General features: G+C 36.4%; 28 protein-coding genes and 3 pseudogenes. 2 read left to right on the forward strand and 29 right to left on the reverse strand.

What is annotated here, in order from left to right; translation table 11 throughout:
- Positions 1-3: 3 nt before the first annotated feature.
- Together BHF70_RS06250 and BHF70_RS06255 are read right to left on the reverse strand one after the other, a co-directional pair.
- Positions 4-978, reverse strand: coding sequence for a hypothetical protein (locus BHF70_RS06250; protein ID WP_075759453.1), 975 nt, complete (start codon positions 976-978; stop codon positions 4-6).
- Complete coding sequence (locus tag BHF70_RS06255; RefSeq protein WP_075759454.1) at positions 956-1,411, reverse strand: hypothetical protein; 456 nt, start codon at positions 1,409-1,411, stop codon at positions 956-958. Before BHF70_RS06255 ends, BHF70_RS06250 begins: the two co-directional genes overlap by 23 nt.
- A 141-nt stretch (positions 1,412-1,552) precedes the next feature.
- Here BHF70_RS06255 and BHF70_RS06260 point away from each other — a divergent pair, with 141 nt between their 5' ends.
- The gene (locus BHF70_RS06260) at positions 1,553-2,170 is read left to right on the forward strand and encodes a GNAT family N-acetyltransferase (RefSeq protein WP_075759455.1); all 618 of its coding nucleotides are present in this window, start codon (positions 1,553-1,555) and stop codon (positions 2,168-2,170) included.
- 53 nt (positions 2,171-2,223) lie between these two features.
- Here the strand turns inward: BHF70_RS06260 and BHF70_RS06265 are convergent, their stop codons facing one another.
- Entirely contained in the window at positions 2,224-2,874 is a 651-nt protein-coding gene (locus BHF70_RS06265; RefSeq protein ID WP_075760545.1) for a C40 family peptidase, read from the reverse strand.
- A 209-nt stretch (positions 2,875-3,083) separates the two neighbouring features.
- Here BHF70_RS06265 and BHF70_RS06270 point away from each other — a divergent pair, with 209 nt between their 5' ends.
- Positions 3,084-3,827: a peptidylprolyl isomerase gene (locus BHF70_RS06270; RefSeq protein ID WP_075759456.1), complete on the forward strand. Its 744-nt coding sequence runs from the start codon at positions 3,084-3,086 to the stop codon at positions 3,825-3,827.
- A 72-nt stretch (positions 3,828-3,899) separates the two neighbouring features.
- On the opposite strand, the gene BHF70_RS06275 is transcribed toward BHF70_RS06270, so the two are convergent.
- The 26 genes and pseudogenes from BHF70_RS06275 to BHF70_RS06405 form a co-directional block, all read right to left on the reverse strand.
- The gene (locus BHF70_RS06275; protein WP_242946330.1) at positions 3,900-5,300 is read right to left on the reverse strand and encodes a YfcC family protein; all 1,401 of its coding nucleotides are present in this window, start codon (positions 5,298-5,300) and stop codon (positions 3,900-3,902) included.
- Positions 5,301-5,399: 99 nt separating this feature from the next.
- Entirely contained in the window at positions 5,400-6,869 is a 1,470-nt protein-coding gene (gene pepD / locus BHF70_RS06280) for a beta-Ala-His dipeptidase (protein ID WP_075759458.1), read from the reverse strand.
- Between the two features lie 93 nt (positions 6,870-6,962).
- Entirely contained in the window at positions 6,963-7,736 is a 774-nt protein-coding gene (locus BHF70_RS06285) for a WYL domain-containing protein (RefSeq protein ID WP_242946331.1), read from the reverse strand.
- Between the two features lie 54 nt (positions 7,737-7,790).
- Positions 7,791-8,429, reverse strand: coding sequence for a 3'-5' exonuclease (locus BHF70_RS06290; RefSeq protein ID WP_075759459.1), 639 nt, complete (start codon positions 8,427-8,429; stop codon positions 7,791-7,793).
- A complete protein-coding gene (locus BHF70_RS06295) occupies positions 8,387-9,043 on the reverse strand; it encodes a sensor histidine kinase (protein WP_075759460.1) in 657 nt (218 codons plus the stop codon). Before BHF70_RS06295 ends, BHF70_RS06290 begins: the two co-directional genes overlap by 43 nt.
- On the reverse strand, positions 9,043-9,873 hold the full coding sequence (locus tag BHF70_RS06300) for an ABC transporter permease subunit (RefSeq protein ID WP_083638339.1): 831 nt from the start codon (positions 9,871-9,873) through the stop codon (positions 9,043-9,045). The genes BHF70_RS06295 and BHF70_RS06300 overlap by 1 nt, the downstream gene beginning before the upstream one ends.
- Positions 9,866-10,779, reverse strand: a pseudogene (locus BHF70_RS13015) (ABC transporter ATP-binding protein). The gene BHF70_RS06300 and the pseudogene BHF70_RS13015 overlap by 8 nt, the downstream one beginning before the upstream one ends.
- A gap of 120 nt (positions 10,780-10,899) precedes the next feature.
- Positions 10,900-11,553 (reverse strand): response regulator transcription factor, encoded by a 654-nt coding sequence (locus tag BHF70_RS06310; RefSeq protein ID WP_075759462.1) that lies wholly within the window; start codon positions 11,551-11,553, stop codon positions 10,900-10,902.
- A 5-nt stretch (positions 11,554-11,558) separates the two neighbouring features.
- A complete protein-coding gene (locus tag BHF70_RS06315) occupies positions 11,559-12,065 on the reverse strand; it encodes a CatA-like O-acetyltransferase, family 2 (protein ID WP_242946333.1) in 507 nt (168 codons plus the stop codon).
- Between the two features lie 65 nt (positions 12,066-12,130).
- Positions 12,131-12,547, reverse strand: a complete 417-nt coding sequence (locus BHF70_RS06320) for a hypothetical protein (protein ID WP_075759463.1) — start codon at positions 12,545-12,547, stop codon at positions 12,131-12,133.
- A gap of 14 nt (positions 12,548-12,561) precedes the next feature.
- Positions 12,562-13,068 (reverse strand): flavodoxin domain-containing protein, encoded by a 507-nt coding sequence (locus tag BHF70_RS06325; RefSeq protein WP_075759464.1) that lies wholly within the window; start codon positions 13,066-13,068, stop codon positions 12,562-12,564.
- Between the two features lie 54 nt (positions 13,069-13,122).
- Positions 13,123-13,303 (reverse strand): annotated as a pseudogene (locus BHF70_RS06330) (cysteine-rich KTR domain-containing protein); the annotation flags it as partial.
- A 22-nt stretch (positions 13,304-13,325) separates the two neighbouring features.
- Entirely contained in the window at positions 13,326-13,940 is a 615-nt protein-coding gene (locus tag BHF70_RS06335; RefSeq protein ID WP_075759466.1) for a TetR/AcrR family transcriptional regulator, read from the reverse strand.
- A 121-nt stretch (positions 13,941-14,061) separates the two neighbouring features.
- Positions 14,062-14,340 carry a methyltransferase family protein gene (locus BHF70_RS06340; protein WP_075759467.1) on the reverse strand — a complete coding sequence of 93 codons (279 nt, stop codon included), beginning with the start codon at positions 14,338-14,340 and terminating at the stop codon, positions 14,062-14,064.
- A gap of 653 nt (positions 14,341-14,993) precedes the next feature.
- Complete coding sequence (locus BHF70_RS06350) at positions 14,994-15,533, reverse strand: flavodoxin family protein (RefSeq protein ID WP_075759469.1); 540 nt, start codon at positions 15,531-15,533, stop codon at positions 14,994-14,996.
- A 93-nt stretch (positions 15,534-15,626) separates the two neighbouring features.
- Positions 15,627-15,842, reverse strand: a complete 216-nt coding sequence (locus BHF70_RS06355) for a PF20097 family protein (protein WP_075759470.1) — start codon at positions 15,840-15,842, stop codon at positions 15,627-15,629.
- Positions 15,843-15,930: 88 nt separating this feature from the next.
- Positions 15,931-16,374: a hypothetical protein gene (locus BHF70_RS06360; protein ID WP_075759471.1), complete on the reverse strand. Its 444-nt coding sequence runs from the start codon at positions 16,372-16,374 to the stop codon at positions 15,931-15,933.
- A 98-nt stretch (positions 16,375-16,472) separates the two neighbouring features.
- Positions 16,473-17,519 (reverse strand): ribosome small subunit-dependent GTPase A, encoded by a 1,047-nt coding sequence (rsgA, locus tag BHF70_RS06365; protein WP_075759472.1) that lies wholly within the window; start codon positions 17,517-17,519, stop codon positions 16,473-16,475.
- A 26-nt stretch (positions 17,520-17,545) separates the two neighbouring features.
- On the reverse strand, positions 17,546-18,139 hold the full coding sequence (locus BHF70_RS06370; RefSeq protein WP_075759473.1) for a TetR/AcrR family transcriptional regulator: 594 nt from the start codon (positions 18,137-18,139) through the stop codon (positions 17,546-17,548).
- Between the two features lie 92 nt (positions 18,140-18,231).
- Positions 18,232-18,999, reverse strand: a complete 768-nt coding sequence (locus BHF70_RS06375) for a zinc ribbon domain-containing protein (RefSeq protein ID WP_075759474.1) — start codon at positions 18,997-18,999, stop codon at positions 18,232-18,234.
- 91 nt (positions 19,000-19,090) lie between these two features.
- Entirely contained in the window at positions 19,091-19,480 is a 390-nt protein-coding gene (locus BHF70_RS12650; protein ID WP_075759475.1) for a macro domain-containing protein, read from the reverse strand.
- Positions 19,481-19,483: 3 nt separating this feature from the next.
- The gene (locus tag BHF70_RS06385; protein ID WP_075759476.1) at positions 19,484-19,702 is read right to left on the reverse strand and encodes an aspartate dehydrogenase; all 219 of its coding nucleotides are present in this window, start codon (positions 19,700-19,702) and stop codon (positions 19,484-19,486) included.
- Positions 19,689-20,065, reverse strand: a pseudogene (locus BHF70_RS13020) (DUF188 domain-containing protein). The gene BHF70_RS06385 and the pseudogene BHF70_RS13020 overlap by 14 nt, the downstream one beginning before the upstream one ends.
- 14 nt (positions 20,066-20,079) lie before the next feature.
- A complete protein-coding gene (locus tag BHF70_RS06395; RefSeq protein ID WP_075759477.1) occupies positions 20,080-20,460 on the reverse strand; it encodes a DUF4186 domain-containing protein in 381 nt (126 codons plus the stop codon).
- Positions 20,461-20,464: 4 nt separating this feature from the next.
- Complete coding sequence (locus tag BHF70_RS06400) at positions 20,465-21,151, reverse strand: PAS domain-containing protein (RefSeq protein ID WP_075759478.1); 687 nt, start codon at positions 21,149-21,151, stop codon at positions 20,465-20,467.
- 12 nt (positions 21,152-21,163) lie between these two features.
- Positions 21,164-21,556, reverse strand: a complete 393-nt coding sequence (locus tag BHF70_RS06405; RefSeq protein WP_075759479.1) for a pyridoxamine 5'-phosphate oxidase family protein — start codon at positions 21,554-21,556, stop codon at positions 21,164-21,166.
- Positions 21,557-21,782: the final 226 nt, after the last annotated feature.

Raw genomic sequence — 21,782 nt, forward strand, 5'->3', positions numbered from 1 at the left:
TATTCAAGATTTCTCTCCCTCGTTGTGATTATCTTTCTTTTTTAAATAAAATCTCCTTGCCGGCATTGTAATCTTCTTTATATTAATATCCTCTTCCTCAACAGAGATTTTTGGTATGGCCTTAACATAATAATAATACTCTTCGTCCTCAAATTCAAAAGTTTCCTGTCTGGTATAATCTATCACGTTATAGAAAAACTGAATGATCATTACAATACAAATGCTAAAGATTATCATAAATATCTGTGAAATAATGTTTATCTGGCTATCTATAAAATATCCCCCGATCATCATAGACAGGAGATATGTCACTCCTCCTGCAAGAATGGCTACATACCATCCATATGCAGTTTGAAGCTTTCGAATACCTGAAACTACTACTGTTACCAGCATAAATACAACAATACACAATAACAATTCTTTATTATTTGCCGTTCCTTCTAAAATCAGACTGTATATGGGACCGCTTACAGTTCCATTATCCATTTGAGTGACTGCATTTTTAATAATAATTGCCAGATAATAATTTACAGTTCCCATTAAAATTGCAGGCAACCCGCCCAGTCCCACAAAAACACCCAGAAAAATAGGCAGCACTGCCGGCACATGGAAAAAGTAAAATATCGGAGTCATTAAAAACAGTACTTTATTTTTAGGAAACATCCACTGATAAATCAAATGATATAATCCCATAATGAATATATACATCAAAGAAACCTCTATGGATATATTCAGCAACTGCAAAATCACAACAAGAAGAAACATCATATAAATAGCTGAAACAGGAACAAACACGCATATAAGTCCCATAATCAAAAGCATAAACGGTTCTCCAATTACACTGGCATAGCCATAGATATTGTTGATTACATAGAATAGAAGCAATCCGCCTGCAAATCTTCCAAAAAACTGAATATATTTTCCCTTTGATGATAAAAATTTCAAAAAGCGTTCTCTATAGATTAATATTTTGTCCATCGTTTTCTTCCTCCGGAGCAATTGTAGGACTTACGTCCTCATTTTCCTTTTCTTCGTAGAGTTTCATAAGGTTCTCAAGATAATTATCATAGATCTTAATCCTTGCCTCTACCTCCTGATAATGTTTTACAGCCCTGTTTCTTATAAAATGCAAATATAATAAAAAACCAACCATATACATCACCATGATCAAAGCCAGCGGTGTGATAAAATTTCCTTCTCTGAGCGATGTAATAATCACATCCAGCTGAAAAAAACATAAAAGTCCCATAATTCCAAAAAAAGCAACGGTTATTGCTACACTCATCTTCATTGTTTCCAAACAGATATAATCGTTTTCCGTATACTGATTTATCCGAAAATCCTCATTGCCATATTGTTTCTCATATCGTGCCATCTCCGTCATTATCTTAACTTTTTCTTCTGAAATCATGGTGTTCACCTCTATCTATGACTTTTTTACCAATTTTGAATCTATGGCATTCTTAAATTTATTATATCATGTACTTTTTGAAAAAAAAAGATTATAATACTTCTTATTAAATGTTAATCTTAAAATCCGGGAGGAACATCATTGAATCATTTACCGATCGACTATAAAAGTATTATTATGAGATGTGATAATATCAGGCATCAGGCATATAAGAATCTTCCTGAATCTGCGCAACTGGAATTCTATCATACGGGAATGGAATCTGTCTGGAAAGATATTCAAAAAGCATCTGGAGAATTTTCTTCTAAGTCAGATAAAGAGATACTTGATTATTTCCGTAATCGCTTTTGTCAAAACATTCCCCTTTTAGAAAAGCGATGCCTGTTTCTGAAAAATAAATATACAGATCAGTATATAGGAACCTGCATGGCATGGGAATCAATGAAAGATAATCAGGAAATTCCTATACTGCACTGGCTGGCCGTTTCAAGACAATTTAGCGGACGTGGATTTGCCAGGATTTTGATCACCCAGATTCTTCAGTTATTTGAAACTTATTATCCTGGCAGAGCTATTTATCTTCACACACAACCTTCTTCTTTTGCTGCCATTAAACTTTACCATGATTTTGGCTTCAATATCTGCCAGAAGGACACCTATGGAACCGCTGTAAACCAGTTTGAAGATGCTGTAAATATTTTAAAAGATATTATGTTTGAAGATGAATTTAAAGAATTGATCAATGACAGTGTTATATAAACAAAAAAGAAGACTGTTGAGATGACTGAACCAGCTCCCAAAAGTCTTCTTTTTTATTTTACTATTCTTCTTACACATGCAACTGAACGGTAATTTGCAGGTGATGTAATTTTAATCCCTGTCTTTGCACTGCTGGCATGTACTACCTTATTATTTCCAATGTAAATAGCAACATGTCCATAATAACAGATCAGATCTCCTGCTTTTTTACTTGACCAGCTAACCTTTTTTCCCGCACTTCTCTGTGCAGAAGATGTACGTGGAATGCTATATCCAAAATGTCTATATACAGATTGTGTAAATCCAGAGCAATCTGCACCTCTGGTCAGACTTGTTCCTCCATATTTATATGGATTCCCAACAAACTGTGTGGCATAATTGGCTACCTGCTGTCCTTTTGAAGATCCACTGGATGGCTTGCTTTTAGATAAATAACTGGTATATACATAGCAATATCTTCCACTTTTTCTTACCTTTGTCCAGCTTCCTTTGGTGCCATAACAAACAATCTTAGTTCCTCGTTTGTAGGAGCCCATCTTTTTGGATTTGGTGGATGCTGACTTTCGAATAGTCAAAGATGATGCTGTTACATATCGAGAATATGAAGCATATACTTCCTTTTCTTCTCCAATCCCAGTCATACCTGCAATCATCAGTAACGATAAGATTAAAACCACCGCTCTAGTATATAATTTTCGGTCCATCATCGGTTCCTCCCAATCTATTTGTTTCATTAGCTGTTTATAATATACCATACTTATTACGATTTGTAAATATTTTTGTAACATTTTCGTAATAAGTTTTTGGTATTTTAACCAGAATATTCATATTTTTCAAAGAACTGGACTCGTCTCGCTTCACAATATATAATATAATGGTTTATTAGAATTCAATGTTAAAGGAGAACAAAAACATGGATAACCAGAATGTACTGGCAATGGTTGCCGGTGAAGCAATTACTCAGGAAGATTTAGATTCTCTTCTTCGTGCTCTTCCAAAAGAACAGCAGGCTTATGCTGCAAATGAACAGTTTAGACAACAGTGTCTGGATCAGCTTATTACTATTCATTTGTTTGCAAAATTAGGAGAAGATCTGAAACTTGAGGAAACAGAGCCTTTCCAGAAAGCTATGGATCGTACAAAAAAAGAAATTCTTGCTCAGATGGCTATTGCAGAATCTATGAAAGATATTTCTGTTTCAGAAGATGAAATGAAACGCTACTATGAAGACAATAAAGAACAGTTTATGGCTGGTGAATCTGTTCAGGCAAAACATATTCTTGTTGAAGATGAAGACAAATGTAATGAAATCCTTAAGGACATTGTCAATAATGTGATATCATTTGAAGATGCTGCCAAAAAATTCTCTACCTGTCCTTCCGGACAAAAAGGAGGAGATCTTGGTACTTTTGGAAAAGGTCAGATGGTGAAGGAATTTGAAGATGCTGCTTTTGCTGCAGAAATTGGACATGTGGTAGGACCTGTAAAAACTCAGTTTGGATACCATTTAATTAAAGTTGAACAGAAAAATGATGCTCAGCTATCTGCTTTTGAAGCTGTTGCAGATTCTATCAGGAATAATCTTATTCAGCAGAAACAAAACAATGTGTATACAGAAAAAATAACTGAATTAAAAACTAAATACGTAGAAAAATAACAATAGAAAGTCCGAAGGATATATATGCTTTTCCTTCGGACTTATTTTCATTTAAATATTCTTTTTATCACCTTAAAATGGACCGTATCCTATTTGTACTGCCAGTGTTAATGCTGCAAAAGCAACAATCCACCAGATTATAAACAATGGTATCAGCCATTTTGCCCATTTTCCCCATGGAATTTTAGCCATTGCGCAGGCTGCAAGAAGTTCTCCTCCGGTTGGCGCCATAACATTGGTAAATGCATCTCCCATCTGAAACGCCAGAACAGCGGTCTGTCTGGTAATTCCAATCAGATTCGCCAGTGGAGCCATTAAAGGCATTGTAATTGCCGCCTGTCCGGAACCTGACGGCACCAGTACATTAAATAAATCCTGTACTACAAACATCCCACAGGCACTTAATTTTGGCGGAAGCCCATTTAACAGGCCTGCCAGGGCATGAATGACCGTGTCCATAATATTGGCATCTTCCATGATAATAATAGCTGCATTACATAAGCCGATCATCACACCTGCAAACAGCAGATTCCCACAGCCTTTTAGAAATTCATCTGCAATTTCACCTGGCTTTAAACCGCCAACAAAGCCTGCAATCAAACCTGCAATCAAAAAGAGTGCTGCCAGCTCATCAATATAAAATCCAAATTTGACAATTCCAATCACCATTGCGATCATTACACCCAGCAATGTCAGAAGCACCAGTTTCTGCCTTGTTGTTAAGTTTACATCATCCTCTAATTTTAAATCATGCTTTTTATCTTTATCAAATTCATATACAAGACTCGATTTTGGATTCTTTTTAACCTTTCTTGCATAGAGCATTACGAAAATAATACTAACTGTCATTAATACAACAAAAACACCTGCACGAAAGCCTAATCCTGAGAACATTGGTAATCCTGCAATTCCCTGGGCCACACCAACTGTAAATGCATTGGTCATGGCTCCTGCATATCCTGAAGCTGCAGAACAAAAAATAATTCCGATTGCTGTCAGAGAATCAAATCCCATAGCAATACACACTGATAATACCAAAGGAACAAAAGCTAAAAATTCTTCGAAATTTCCGGCAAAACAGGATCCGCATCCAAAGATGATCATACATACCGGAATCATCAGAAGTTCCTTTCCAGCCATCTTCTTTACAACCAGAGACATCCCGTTATGAATAGCTCCCGTTGCCTCCATAATCTGAAACATTCCGCCGATAATAAACAAAAAGAATATAATATAACCAGCTCTTTGCAGGCCTAATGTAACCGACATAAACAAAGCAAATATTCCAACCGGATTCTGTTTGACATAATGGAATGTATTTGGATCGACAACTTCTCGATTCGTTGCTGCATCCATTACTCTTTCATATTCACCAGCAGGAACAATATAAGTGGCAATTGCACACAAGACAATAATAATCGCCAAAAGCACCATTGGATTTAAAGCTTTTATCTGTATTTTTTTCTTTTTCAAGTTTCTACCTCCCAAATCATACTATAATTTATGATAGGTGAAACAGATTTGTCTGTCAAATATAATTTTACTACATTAGCACTTTATCTTGATAATGTATCAGATTTTCTGATCGGATATTTGTTTAATGATCTTTTTCAATATCTGATACAATCTCTTAGTCGAAGAAACACTTAACCTTTCTTCTGGAGAATGAAGATTCCAGCAGTCAGGCCCTATGGAAATGACATCCAGATCCGGTTTTCCCATGAAAAAACAGCCACATTCCAAACCTGCATGTACACTATGGACTTTCGGTGTCATACTATAAGTCTCCTCAAATACCTGTAATGCTGTATTCCGAAGAAGTGAATCCGCATGATAAGCCCATCCCGGGTATGAAGAATGAATTTTGATACTTCCACCAAGCATTTTCCCAAGTCTTATAATTATATCTGCAATATGGTCCCTGACAGAATCATAGGCTGAACGTATCTCATATACCACACGATATCCATCCTGACTTAAATACATTTCCCCCAGATTATCTGAACTATTGACTGCACCTGTAATATCTGCATTCATTTCCCAAATGCCATCTGGTGAAAATAAAATCAATGAAAGAAAACAATCCATACTGCAGGCTTTATCAAAATGTTTTTTACACGGTTCAAAACGGATATATAAATCTTTTCCTGCACTCTGATACTCCTGTTTTAAATTTTTCAATATTTCCTGAATAATCTTCTTTGCCTGAGCTTCCTTATTTTTAGGAATAACACAGTCACATCTGGCTTCTCTTGAAATCGCCAAACGAAAATTCCCGCCTTTTAAACTACATAACTGAATTTCCATCTGCTTTTCCAGTTCCATCAGAATTCTTGCCAGTATTCTATTGGCATTCCCGTTTCCTCTGTGAATATCTTCTCCGGAATGACCGCCTTTCAGTCCTCCGATTTCCAGACAATAAACTATCTGGTCAGAAGAAATATCATTCCAGCAGGCATTCAGATTTACTTCAACTGCTTCTCCTCCACAGCTTCCACAGACAATCTCCGTTCCAACTGCATGATCCAGATTAATAAAAAAAGAAGATTGAAGCAATGACGCATCAAATTTTTCTGCCCCTTCCATTGTTTCCTCTTCTGCCACTGTAAATACCACTTCTATCATCGGATGTTTCCAGGATGTTTCTTCTAAAACTGACATGGCAAGTGCCATTCCTATTCCATTATCTGCACCCAGTGTTGTCTCTCCACCAGTACTTAGAATATCTCCCTCCAAAACCCACGGAATCGGATCTTTCAAAAAATCATGGACTGATTCCGGTATTTTTTCACATACCATGTCCATGTGAGCCTGCAAAATAACCCCTTTTTTCTGTTCATATCCCTTTGATGCCTCTTTCCTGATATAGACATTTTTTAGTGAATCCTGTATCACAAACAATCCGCGTTCTTTTGCCCACTGAACCATATAATCACTGATTTGTTCTTCATGATAACTTCCTCGTGGAATCTGACTGATTTTATAAAAATTCTGAAATACTGAATCCTGTAGTAATTGTTTCATCTCTTGTTGTTCTTCCATATCGTTTCCTCTAATTAAACTGCGATTAACTTTTCCAATATCTGATTTTCAGCTACTTTTTGAATACGGTCCCCTGCTGTAAAGCATATATGATTATACATTCTTTTTGTAAATCAAAAGTCGTGCTGCAATCTGCACTTTATTTACATTTAATAATTTTCCAGAACACCTTGCAGGTACTCTTTGTATTTCTGTTTTACATGCTCCGGACCTTCGATTCTCATATTCCTTCCAATACCGGTTACCCAGCCAAAAAAACTGTGGACTAACAGATACAGTAACATGTGTCCGAAAATGATTTTCATCCATCGGAATAAGCCATACATCATGACCACCGTACATACCAAAGGTTTTCTTGGAAAAAGCTGCCAGATCAAAGTTCCGAAAAGAAACTTCTCCCTTGCGATCTGTTTCAAGAACCTTCATATGCTTCATCTTGTCCACACGATAATGCTTGATCTTACCAGCAACATCATCATAAGCCACCAGATAATAATTCTCGTCATCCCAGGTAAGTGCCCACGGACTGACCAGGTAAAAAGCACCATCCTTCTTCAAATGAAATTCTTTTTTCATGGTCCATTCTGCATACTGGAAGGCAATTTCCTTATTATCATGAATCGCTGTATGAATATAATCTACGTTGTAATAACCTGGATTCTTTCCCTTTTTCTGCTGAATATCCAGACCATACTTTTTCAGAATCTCCATTTCTGTATAGATGGTTCTGCGATCTGTGGTGATACTATGCTCCTGCTCAAGGATACTGCAGAGTTGAGATGCATTTAACATATGATTATCATCTGTACGCTCCAACATAATGTCCATTAGGTAAAGAGTACGGAGTTTCTGATCCAATGATGCCATAAACAATCCTTCCCCCTGTCAAAATAACTATAGAATCAAAAAATATTATCTTCATTATACTGCATCATTGGTTATTTGTGATAAATTGTTTGAATTTCCAAAACTTTTTATGTAGTCTCCAAGATTAAAACTCAAAGGTTCTGCAGATATCATTTTTTCTTTTTCATAACTCTGAATCTGAAATTCTGGATTAAGTTCCAGTTTTTTTATCAGTTTTGCCGTATTTAAAGCGTCACACAGGCCATCATGGAATCTTCCATCGGGATTTAAATCACAGAGCATTAAAGCTTCTTCAAGGCCAACCGGTCTTGAAAACTCATATCGTTTGGCAAAAATATTCTGATAATCAATCCAACGGGCAGGATTCATAAATTCTGCAATTTCAGGGTCGTCGATATTCTTGCTTTTAATTTCATGTTCCAACTGAGACAAATCATTTTTGCTCCAGGCGATTACTTTGTATTCCCTGTCACTTAGCCATGTAATCATATCCTTTAATACTTTCCCAATCAACGGTGCATTCTTCACATTCCTGTTGTTAATTCCTGTGAGATTAGAAGTGATAAAATAATCTATAACCCCAAACTTCGGATGAACATACTGGCTGATTGTTCCAATAGATTTATAATTCTCATCCAGCAGAACAGCTCCTACCTGAATGATTTCATTAGCATATTTGTAGTTTGGGTTAATATATTGTCAAAAATGCGTCTGACAGCCTCTTTATCCAGTTGTCTCATTACACGAATTTCAGACATCTGAATATCCGGAAGTATTCTTTTATTAACAAGCACTCCATAAAAACCGGCAATACTCTGTTCCAAAATATCATTTATGCAAATCTGTTCTATATGGAGTTTTTCATCTTGTATTGCAAGTAACGAACAACTGAATAGTTCTTCCGTAAGGGAACGCATTGAATCTGTACGCTCCCTTATCACATCAAGATACTTCTTCACATTATCACCTGATTCTTCTTGTTCCAACAAGTCAAGATATCCACAGATTGCAGTAAGCGGTGTCCGCAGATCGTGAGAGATATTAGTAACTGCTACTTTTAATTCCTGATTACCATGATTGAGATTTAATTGTTCTCTCCGCAGATCCCACAACTGTCTGTTTATCTGTTCAGCAAATAAACGTATTTTTCGATTTCCAGAAGAAACTGAAATCAGCGTGTTTGTATCCGTGTGAAGTTTCTCGTCCAATCCTTCTGTTATTTCCTGCAGGAAATTCAGAAAAGACAGTAAGATTCCAAGCAAAATCAATATAACAATTCCCAACACAAGACATAACAGGCTCCACATTATTTCAAATCCTTCCTCGTAAAAACAAGAATCCCAAAACTAGTTGTGAGTATAAAAATAATACTATCGTAAATAGCATATCTTCCCAGATGTTCCGCATTCATGCTGGAAAGTCTGAGCATCTGCCCGCCTGGAAGAAATTCATTCAGGAACAAATAAATCTGCCTTTTTGTTCCTGATACATAATTAGGATTCGGTGTTTCATCCTCCTCTACCGTAACTCCTTCTGACATATAAGAATACGCATCATATGTTTCTGGTTCATTTAATGCTGCTGTTATACGGACACCGACAAATAACAGCATAAAAATCACTAATATACACCCTGCCACAGAATACGCTTTATTACTGCACAACATAGATATCAAAGTAAATATTGCTGTACATGCTACTGTCATAGTAAATGTCACTAATCCATAAAACATAAGCATATGTGCATCTGACACGAACCATCCCAAAAGCGGAGTCCCTACACAGACATGTGACAACATGAATGCAACACACAGCGTAAAGGATGCCTGCACATTTGAGACGAGATTTGCAACATAAATTTTTCTTCTTACATGACCAGCAATCAGTTTATTTCTCATTGTACCGTCGCTGTAATCAGTTCCAACAAACAATGCTGTAAGCAAAGATACCATCAGTGGAACAAAAAGTGCATATATAAATATAGTTGAATCCATGGTCCATCCACTATTCTCATCAATGTTATCCATATAGTGAAGAATAGGAAACAATGCTCCCAGAAATAGTTCTGCGCCAGTTAAAATCCAAAACAATTTATTTTTCAGTAGCCTTGAGAAATTGGCTCTTAATAGTCTACGCATGTTTTCCACCTCCAACCAGATTCATATAAAAGCTCTCTAAGCTCTCTTCACAATCTTTGAGACTGTATATTTCGCAGTTACTGCCTGCAAGAGTTTCCACCAGCTTTGTAATTGATAATTCTACAAATATATCCGCTGTATGTTCGTCCACAATACGATATTCCAGCTTCATTGCATCCAAAACACACGCTAACGTCTTTGTACTGCTTACCTCTGCACGAATACATTTTCTGCAGTGCTTTTCTAATTCCTCAGCACTCATTTCTTTCAACAGATGTCCGCCATCAATGAATCCATAATTTGTTGCAAGTCTGGCAAGCTCATCTAAAATATGACTGGAAATCAGAATGGTGATCCCCTGCTGCTGATTCAGTTTTAATATGAGTTCTCTGATTTCGATGATACCCTGCGGATCCAATCCATTCACAGGTTCGTCCAATACCAGAAAATCCGGATTCCCGGCAAGTGCAATAGCAATTCAAGTCTCTGACGCATACCAAGTGAAAAGTTCTTTGCCTTCTTATTTCCCGTATCTGATAATCCAACAAGCTGCAATAATTCATTTATTCCATTTTCAGAAGGAATGCCCAATATCTGATATTGCTGACGGATATTATCTCTTGCATTCATATCCAGATAAATGGATGGTGTCTCCACGACTGCGCCCATTCGTCTCCTGCTTTTTACAATTTGCGGATCCGTATTTTTTATGCCGTAAATTCTGTAACTTCCACTATCCGGCTCCTGTAAACCGCAAATCAATCGAATCATAGTAGTCTTTCCTGCTCCATTTCTTCCCACAAATCCATATATAGAACCTTTGGGTATGTGCATTGTCAAACCATTCAATGCCGTAAAATTTTTGTATTTCTTTGTTAAAGCATTTGTTTCAAGTACATATTGCATCATTCAATCCTCCTTTACTTGATGGCTTTAGTCTATCAGGCAAAGGTTGAGGAAGTAGTTAAGAAACCAGTTGAGAAATAGTTAAGATTCTGATTTTGCCATTCCACAAACTGTAAGTTGTCAGTCTACAATCTTATATCCCGCTGACTCCACATATTCCTTTCCTGATATCTCTCGCAATTTTCCTCGTAAATGACTGATGTGTGTCTTCAATGAATTTTCTGTACAATCTGGCGTATCTAAACTAATACGGTCTAATAAAACAGATTTAGCGATTACCTGTCCCGGATTTTGTACCAATAATTTAAAAATTGCGAATTCCGTTCTTGTCAAGATCACTGTTTTTTCTTCTAATGAAACTTTTCTTGATGTCTCATCTATATTTAACTCTCCATAGTTGTATATAGAAAATTCGGTTGTTCTCATGCTTTCACGTAACCTGATATTAATACGAGCCAGCAATTCTTTCGTGTCAAAAGGCTTAGTTAAATAATCTACCGCCCCTCCAAGTAACAAATTCACTTTACTATCTGCATCAGTTTTTGCACTTACTACGATTATTGGAATCCCTCGTATCTGTGGCAACAACTTCTCACCAGACATTCCCGGAAGCATCAGATCCAGCAAAATCAGAACTGGTCTTTTTTGTTGCAATAGCAATAGTGCTTCCGTTCCAGAAAATGCACGTTGCACCAAATATCCTTTGCTTTCCAAAACTTCCTGTTCCATATTTCCTATTGACTCATCGTCATCAATAACCATAATCGTATACATCCAACTTATTGTTCCACCTTTCTTTGCTTTCTCCCTATATTGTCAATATTTTTCTGCAGCAATTCCAAAAACTTTCCAGCATGTGCACCGTCCATCTGCGTATGATGAAACTGAAATGATATTTTTAACATAGTCCGTCCAAAATAACTCCGATATCTTCCCCATATGATAAATGGATTATTAAAGATTCCACTATTCATACCTACAGCACCATCAATTTCTGTATTAACAATAGCCGATGTGCCAATAACCATGTATTCAGGCAAATCATGATTCATACAACTGTCTGCAACCTGTTTTGTTAATCTCATATAATCCCTATTAAAATCTAATAGTTTTTTACTAAATGGTACATCACAAGAACTTACCTCACCATTTTTGTTTCTAACAATGGTATTTACCGCTAATTTATTATACTGATACAATTTTCCTTGTACCGGAAGTATATAAAACTCTTTTACTTCTCTTGCCGCTTTACCAATGCACCAACATAAAAGCATATTGAATTTCAATTTATATTTTTTCCTTCATTTTCTGCTTCCATATACAAATCTTGATCCCTCTTCTCCCATCTTTCCTAAATCAACTGTATAATTCTTGCAATCTCCATAACTGCAACCTTTAACATCACTCCACTGGATATTACATAAAACCATATCTCACGCATATGCTGTGATTTTGCTATTGGTGTTGCAATTGCTGCAATAATTATGATTGCTGCTCCAACACATCCAATAATATTTGGAACGCTCACAAGCGAAAATATACCAGGATTACAGCTTCCATCTATCGTATACTGAATCGTTTTATCCAGTCCGTCTCTTGCAGCTGCAAAACAGCATATAACAAGACCATAAACCAGGACAAACAGACTTCGTCTACCCCAGAAATTTATGTTGCCTCTGTTACTTATTGAATATCCAATGAATCCTATTAAAGATAAAATCATCAGTGTAGTGACTGTTGTTACCATATTTCCAAAATAAAGTTTCATCCTTCTGCCTCCTGCTAATTAAAACTTTTATACCACTCAATAACTGACTTCAAATTTTGCCCTGACACTCGTTTACCACCGTTTACCATCATATCTAACATATCATCCTCTTCCGGAGTACGGTCTGTTTTTCCTGCTAATCCCTTCCCTGCAGTTTTGACCATAACATTCATCATAAAACGATACACTCCATGAAGTTTCTTCACATCAAAATTTCCTTGTAATGTAAATAATGGAATCCTCTGCGGAATTGCATTTTTATCTCTGACTTCTTTTAACTGCATACCGGTCTGTCCCATGCCAACACCACAGACTGCACACACTTTATACTTTTTCGCCGCCTCTTTATACCCTTTAATTCCGCCTGCCATAATCCATCCAAGATAAATGATTTCGGTGCCAGCAGATACCTTATTTTTTGCCTGCTGTAAACTAAGTACTGGCAGATTCAATTCCTTACCTAATATTTTTGCATATTCTGCTGTACTCCCAGTGTTTGATGTATATAAAACTGCTTTCATTCTGCTCTTACCTCCATAATATAGACAACGCAGTGCAAAATTGTTATATAACAATCTGCACTGCGTCTTAGCGTCTGGCTTCCTTAACTATAAATTTTTCTGCACTAATCAGGCTTTCCTCTTTGCATTTTGGACAAAACAAAGGGAAATTTGTAAGCACTGTGTCTTTCCTTAATTTTAATCTTGTTTTACTTCCACATTTCGGACAAAGAATCCATTCCTGATGCTCTGATATTTCATTCAAATCACTCACCCTTTCAGTTGATCTGCATTTCCCGTGAGAAGTGGTCCATATGCTCTTCAAGAAGCTTTATCACCTGGCTCTTGTCATTCGTTCCATCATATATGCTGTAAAGCAAAAAAATGGGTCCATAAAAGTCAAGTGCCACCTGTCTGGCTTTCCCTGCATCTTCCAACATTCCTGAAAACAAAGCTTCAATATAAGATAACGGTCCACTCGCAAGGTAATTCTGATATAACTGCGCCATCTGTGGCTCTCTATACTGTTCCAATGTCAGCATCTTACGGAAACAGCAGGAAAACTCTTCTTCTGTCCAATGAAGAAACTGCACCTTTGTGAACTCCTTAATCTTATCAAATGCTGTTTCTTTATATTCGGCTATTACTTTTGTCATTTCACCTTCTGGCATTTCATACTGCTTTACTCTCTCCATATCCAATTCATTCATTTTATCAATAATACTGTCCAATATTTCCTGCTTACTCTTATAATGCTTATACAAGGCAGCCTTGGTTACTCCAAGTTTAGAGGCAATATCATTCATGGATGTTCCCATATATCCACTTTGTGAAAAGAGTTTTAAGGCTTCCTCCAATATTCTTTCTTTTGTATTTTTGTCTCTATTTTCCACTTGCATCCTCCTGACATTTAAAATATATGTTTTGTTATCATCATCTTAGTTACCTTTCGGTTACTTATATTATAGTAACCGAAAGGTAACCTGTCAAGAGAGTTGCAAAAAATTTGATAAATTATTTTTTACTGAACCACGGAATACATCTATTTACACTGTGGAAATAAGCCTCATATTGCTTTCCATACAACTCTCTTAGCCATTTTTCCTCAGTGACTACCAATAATAGCGACATATAACTCCAGCAAATCATACCTACAACAACCAAAAGAAGAAGTCTGTTTGTCATGCAGACAGCTCCCATACTTATAAAAAATGCTGCACTATATACTGGATTTCTTACCCAGCCATAAACACCATCCTGAATCAATATATTCTCAGATATATTTTCAAACAATTTTGATGTATACTTCGCTGAATAAATATAAGTCTTACCTCTCTATCTTCCTCTCATGTATAAAATTACTTTTAACACAAAGAACAGAAATGCCAGTACCGTTGCTACGCTTAACAGCATAGAGAATGTCATTATCATTTTGCATACTTTTGTAATCTTTAACTGTGTAACTATAATCTCGATTAGTCCAATTACTATTAATAAGAGAAATAATCCCCAATAACCCATCCAATTGAACGCCGTTGTTTCTGTATACGAAAACAAGTTTACGGATGAAATATAATGTTCTATTGATTTTGGTATACAGGAGCAAAACAATCAACAGAAAATAAAGTAAATCAATGGCTCCAGCAACCAGCCTTCCAATTACCATAAATGCTGAAAATATAACTGTCAGCACACATACTATTTCTCTTAAAACCGGATTTGTACTTCTGCGATTTACCTGGAATATCAATGTCGCATGACACTTAGTACAAGCAGCGTCGTAGATGATGGATAAGATGACTCAAGTATCCCCTCAATCAAAATCGGTCTGTAATTGTGGTTCTATACTGTTTCTAAAAACCATACAATGCATGGCTCTTTCCCATGTCTTTTCATCTATAATCTTATAATGGTCCTCCATAAGCTATTCCTCCATAAATCTTTCATCATAAAATAGTAGTTCCTAATTGATATGCCTCTTCTAATCCATCTGTATTTTTCACATCGCCCTTATCTTTTGCACCTCTCACAAATACTGTTCCTGCATCTTCAAGTTTGAAATAATTTAATACAAGCCGATACTGCACTTTAATTGCATCAAACAACTCCGGTAATGTTGCTGCACCAACTAATATCAGTGCAAGCTTTTTAAGCTTAAACTCATTACGCATAGGTGTATGTAGTCTGTCAATAAGTGCTTTTAACTGTGCACTCACACCATAAAAATATACAGGAGAAGCTATAACAAGCACATCTGCCACTTTCAGTTTTTCATATACTTTCGTCATATCATCTTTTTGAAAGCACTCATTCCCTTCTCTGTCAAAACACGTGTTACATCCTATACAGGGATTCACTTTATAATCTGCTACTGAAATTATTTCAACAGTGTTATTTTTCCCTGCTCCATCTGCAAATGCCTGTACAAGCTGATCTGTGTTGCCTCCTTTTCGCATGCTCCCTGCTAAAACAACAATATTACTCACTATCTGTCATTCCTCACTTTCCTGTATAATCCCAAAAGACGCAGGCAAGAAAACATTTTTGCACTGCGTCTTTGCGTCTGGCGTCTGTTACTATTAGTAATTAATCACTATCATTCTGCATTCTTCACAGCAGTTTGCTTCCACTCTTGTCCTGTGACTTGGTTTCAGTTTTGTTATCTCTACAAAACCCTCTGCTTTTTTTGCATTTTCAAAAACTCCCGGTACTTCATTTGCGAAGCTAAAGGCTCCATCCTTACTGCTGAATAAATATCCTTTTCTCATTTCTTTACCACATTTTGAACACTTCATCTTCTAATCCTCCACGCCTCAATCAGTTACCTATTGGTTACCATTATTATAGTAATCGATAGGTAACTTGTCAATATTTAATTCTACTTTATTTTAAAAATGCATTCATATAACTAATTAGAATATGACACGGTGCAAATATAGCTGCAAATATCAATAATAAAATGTTTCCGCTTATAATACCACTTCCGATAAATAGCAGAGAGGGTACAATTGATAAATATAAAGACTTTCGTATAGAATCCTCTTTCCAAAATATTATCCAGCCAAGACAATATAGTGCTACAAGTAGCACTCCTAAAATCAGATAAATCGTTTCTCCATGTTTAAACCAATACCCTTTACACATAAAAGGAATTGTAAGAAACATATTAAAAAAACATCCAAATCTACCAATCTGCTCAAGAATCTCAACCACTTTGCTATGATAACGATTTTCAAATCCATCTTTACATGTCATTGCAAACACAATATTGGGAACCAGAATTACAATAACAAAAATCAGTCCCCAATAATCCAAATACTTATTCATAACCTTATCTTCCAACCTCCAATCTAGCAACAGAGACAAAAAGACGTAGGCAAAAACATTTTGTTTCTTCTCTGCGTCTTAAGCGTCTGGCTCTTATATTACTTCTTTAAATTGTTTTTGTTATACTTTGCAATTTCTTTAAACTTCTTTTTCTTAGCAAGCATATAGTTTCCAGCATCTTCCATATATGAATTCTCTGCCTTTAACTTTTTATAGGATTTCAGACGTTCCTCATCAATTATCCCATCTTCCATTGCAGCTCGTACTGCACATCCTGGTTCAGATGTATGTGTGCAATTATGGAAACGACATTTTTCTGCCAATTTCTCAATATCAGAAAAAGTATGTTCAATTCCTTCTCCTGCATTCCACATTCCAAGTTCTCGCATCCCCGGTGTATCAATAACCATTCCCTTATCTGGAATCAAGAACAATTCTCTATGCGTAGTTGCGTGCCTTCCTTTGTCATCCTTTCTAAGTGTATTGGTTTTCAAACATTCTTCACCCAGCAATCTATTGATTAATGTTGATTTTCCTACACCCGAAGAACCAATGAACGCAACTGTTTTTGTTTCCTGCAGATATGGCTTTATTTGGTGTAAACCATCTCCTGTTAATCCAGAAGTTTCCATTACCGGAACGCCAACCGCTACTTTTTCAATCTCAAATATCTTTTCCTGTAAATCATCACACAGATCTACTTTTGTCAGAACTATGACCGGAACAGCTCCACTGTCCCATGCTATGGACAGATAACGCTCTAATCTTCTTATATTAAAGTCTCTGTTTAATGCCATGCACAAAAATACGGTATCTATATTAGCAGCTACTACCTGCTCCATACAATTTTTCCCAGCAGCTTTCCGAATAAAAACGCTTTTTCTCGGCAACACTTTGTGAATAACCGCCACATCACCTTTAAAAGAATATTCTACAAGAACAAAATCTCCTACAGATGGAAATTCTGAAATTGCAGAAACATTATATCTGAATTTTCCCGAAACTCTTGCCAGGCACTCTTCCTTATCCATGACCACACGAAATAAATCCTTTTCCTGTGATATCACTCTTCCAAGTTCATATTCCGGATGCACTGAAGCAATTTTATAATATTGCTCACTTGCTCCCCATTGTTCTAATCCCATTTCACATTCCTTTACCCAAAATACAATTACTGTTTCATTTCTTCTACAATTTTATCCAACATATGTTCAAACTGACTTTTTGCTTTCGCCTTATCTGCTGCTCCATCATACATGCTATAATAGAAAAACATATTTGCATAAAATTTAACTGCATTCTCTTCCAGATTTTTTATTTCCATATTTTTGAACAGATCCTTCACGTATTCTGCCGGTCCAGATACCAGATATTGCTGATATAAATTCTGCATCTCTTCACTGCGAAACTGCTCTATTGTCAGCATTTTCCGAAACGATGATGCAAAATCATCCTCTGTCCAGTATTCAAACATAGACTTGCTGTATTCCACAAAACCATCCAGTGATACTGTCTCATACTTTTCAGGCATTTTCTCTTTATTCTCTTCCGGCATATCATATTCTGCTGCCTGTTCGCCATCCTGCTGCTCCATACGCTGCACAATACAGTCAAAAATATCTCTTTTGCTTTTGTAATGACGGTACAATGCCCCTTTTGTCATATCAAGTTCTCCTGCTATCTGGCTAACGGAAACAGCCTCGTAACCATCTCTGGCGAACAGATGCAGTGCCACAATCAATATCTCTTCTTTTCTATTACCCACGCTTATAACCTCCAAGTTTAAAAAATAAACGACCGTTTACATTTTAATAATAGTAAACGGTCGTTTATTTGTCAAGACTTTTTTTGCTTATATTATCTTTTTTTATAAATCAACAGCTCTGGATTTTCCCCATCTTTCTCATAGGTACATACCATGATAAAATCCATATTTGCCAGAATTCCAAAACACCGGTTTTCTCCCAATTCTGATTCCAATTGGTTTCCAAGATAAGTTTTTTGATCATCAAGGAATTTCACTTTTTGTCCATTTGGCAGTGTATATTCCAGATTCACATATTTCCCCACAAGCGCATTGAGTTTGTCTACCCTTGGGAGTCCATCTATATGCAGATCATTTATTTCTTCTATCAATTGCTTTTTAAACTCTTCAAACTGCCCATTGTCACTAAGTTCATCATACCTTTTCCAGTAATCTAACTTTGGAAGCATTTCTTTCAAATAAGAGCGTGCCTGTTCTTCGGTAAAGTTTTCATTTACCATATTCTTTACACACACATCAATCAATTCATCCATATCATTATATGTGTATGTTCCATCTGCATAGCACCATTTACAATACTCCTCATTTAATGTGCCATCTTTATCACGTCCCAATATGGAATCATCATCAATTGGCATTCCGCAGCACTGGCAAATCAGCTTTCTGGGTTCTCCCAAAAGCGTATTGATTGAGACATCAAATTCTTTAGATAAGAGCTTAAGTGTATCAGTATTTGGAACTGTATCTCCATTTTCCCAACGTGATACTGCCTGCCTTGTAACCATGATTTTATCTGCCAGCTCGTCTTGTGACATTCCTCTTTCAGTACGAAGTTTTAAAATAATATTTTTTGTTTCCATAGTCGTCACCTCCATAACCATATCATATAGACAAATTCATGTTCTGAAAAGCAACTTGCTGTTGCCATACTCTATCTATATGATTTGATTATCACTCTTTGGTCATAACTTTCTTGCACCAGGTTCTTGTCTTACAGTGAGGACATTTTAAATATCTTGTACTCACAATATGCATTCCCATAGTATATTGCACAAATGTTGGAGTAAACAGTTCATTACACAATGGTAACAGCAGTGATGCTTCCGGAAAACTATATACGCCCGTTGATATAGAAGGAAATGCAATAGACCTGATTACATTATCCATTGCCAGTTTCATAGAATTAAAATAGCAGTTAGCAAGAAGTTCCGGTTCTGCTGCTCTGTGAATCGCACCATCTACACCGCCTCCGCCAAGAAGGGAGTTGTTTGCTGCATTCACGATTGCCTGCACATCTGTTACTTTTGTTATGTCACCTTTTATCGTCTTAATCAAATACATTATTTAATATTCCTTTTCTATCTCACCATCTATTTCATACATTTTCTTGAATGCATCAAGGTCTGCCTGGTTTTTAATCAGCATAACCTCTTCTATCTTACCTGTATGAATGTCCTTAAAACCAGCTACCTGCTCGCCATTACATATGCTCGCTTTGATTACTGGTTTCTTATTTTCTTTATCATATGTCTTTGTAACTGTCTTTTTCTTAAATAGTCCCACTATGAGCACCTTCTTTTAACTTTGCCATCAGTATAAGTTTTTCAAAGGACTGTGCAAAGCATACATCATCTTCTTCTGTACGCTTTCTCGGTTCCTTCATATGATTCTTATGAGAGCTACGTCTTGCCTTCTTATTAAGATGACGCTCCATAAGCATCTGGTCAATATTCTCATTCGTGTATCACTTACCGGATTGGTGTATAGCATATGCTCCTTTACCCAGAGCCATCGTAGCGACACCATAATCCTGCAATACAAGCCCCTCAGACATTATTACATTACCTTCCAGCCTGTAATCACATGCAGTCCAAACAGTTCTTCATAAAAATCAATTGATTCTTCAATGTTATCAACAATGATCAATACATTTTACAAACTCATGATTTTTGTTCCTGCCTCTCCATTTCTTTTTGAATCCATGTCATAATTACATCTACAAGATAATCCTGCTGCACCTGACTTAGTTCCTTGCCTGGTTGCATTTTATGCCACTTTCGGATGCACTCCCTGCAGCATGTTGCTGTTGCGTGCTGAGCAATAAATACTGGATGACCACGCATAGGTATCTGCTTGCCATCATTTGCAATGTATGCCGGAGCTTCTCTCTTTGCAATAAAATCCTTTGCATGTTGTCTAATTGTATCCAGTCCTTTTTCATTTATGTAGTCAATATCTTTCTGCTTCAAATGAAAACTGCTTCGGAACTTTGTATTATCCAGTCGCTCAAATAACTGCCTGTACCATTCATCCTTAGTCATATCATCACCACAAATCGTATGGTTTCATGGTTTCTGAATTTCGATATTCATGCTTCTCATAATATCCTATCAGCTTACCCTCATCTCTGAGTGCCACCATATAAACATCTTTATTCTGTTTCTCATTGTGAAAAGTATAAACGATATTATGGCTTTCATCTGCTGCAAACCAGTCCACTACCTGCTGTATTTTATCTCTTGATTCCGGATTATGGCAATCCAACAGGCTTCTTCCAATAAGTTTATCGCCACCTCGCTTCGCATAGCTGATAACAGCTGCCGGATTCATGTAAATAATCTCATGCTTAAGATTGCATATAACAACGGATGCCCTGTCCTGATCAACAATACTCTTATAAAAGCTGACATAGGATTTAAACTTAATCACCTTTTCATTATCCAGCCTCTTTTGAAGTTGTGGTTTCTTTCTTCGATAATAATCGTATATCTCTCCATCTGGTATCCAGATTTGTGCCTCATTTATCTTATCAAGTACAGCTTCAACAATCTGTTCATCTGCCAGTAAATCAGGTGCTTTATCATGTTCTGTTACATACTTTTTGTATTCCTCATACACCCAGCCTGTAATCTTATCCTTCTGTTTCATCTTGAGATTACTAAACTTCTTGTTCATCTGTAAAAGCTGACCATTAATCTTTTTATGTATTTTTGTCTTCTTACTTTTCGCCATTTTATGCCGTCCTTAGAACTTCACTACTTCCGGTTCATGTGTAAATGATGAGAATGTAGCTGTTGCATTCTTAAAATAGAACACCTCTGTGTTTCCATCATCTGCAGAGTACATATTCTGTAAAGATGGATAAGCATCAAGCATAGACTGTCTTGCTTCTCTTCTATCATCTTCTACAAGCTCTCCTGCTACACGGAGCCACTCTCCATTCTTAAATGCACAGATTTCGACCTTTGGGTTTGCGTGAATCTGCTTTGAAACATCCTTCACCTTTCCGGTCTGAATATACAGTTTTCCTTCAAAAATATGCGCTGTTCCAAAAGGTCTTACCCTTGGCTGATCACCTTCCACTGTTGCTAAATAATATGTCTCTGCTTCTTTTAAGAACTTTACTACTCTATCCATGATATAAGCCTCCTTCATTCACTTGGTAAATCCATAATAATAAATTTGCTTTCTTAAAAACTAAATTGCGGACTCCTTTTCCTCTGTCCAGCAACATGATTATATCATCACTTACTTCTCTTCGAAGTTTATAGTACCTGGTACTATAAACTCTTTCAACAAGCAATATAAAATTACACATAGTTATCCACCTATACATGTGTACTATTTATAATCTTAATGCAAT

The organism is Anaerostipes sp. 494a (assembly GCF_001940315.1).
Classification (GTDB): domain Bacteria; phylum Bacillota; class Clostridia; order Lachnospirales; family Lachnospiraceae; genus Anaerostipes; species Anaerostipes faecalis.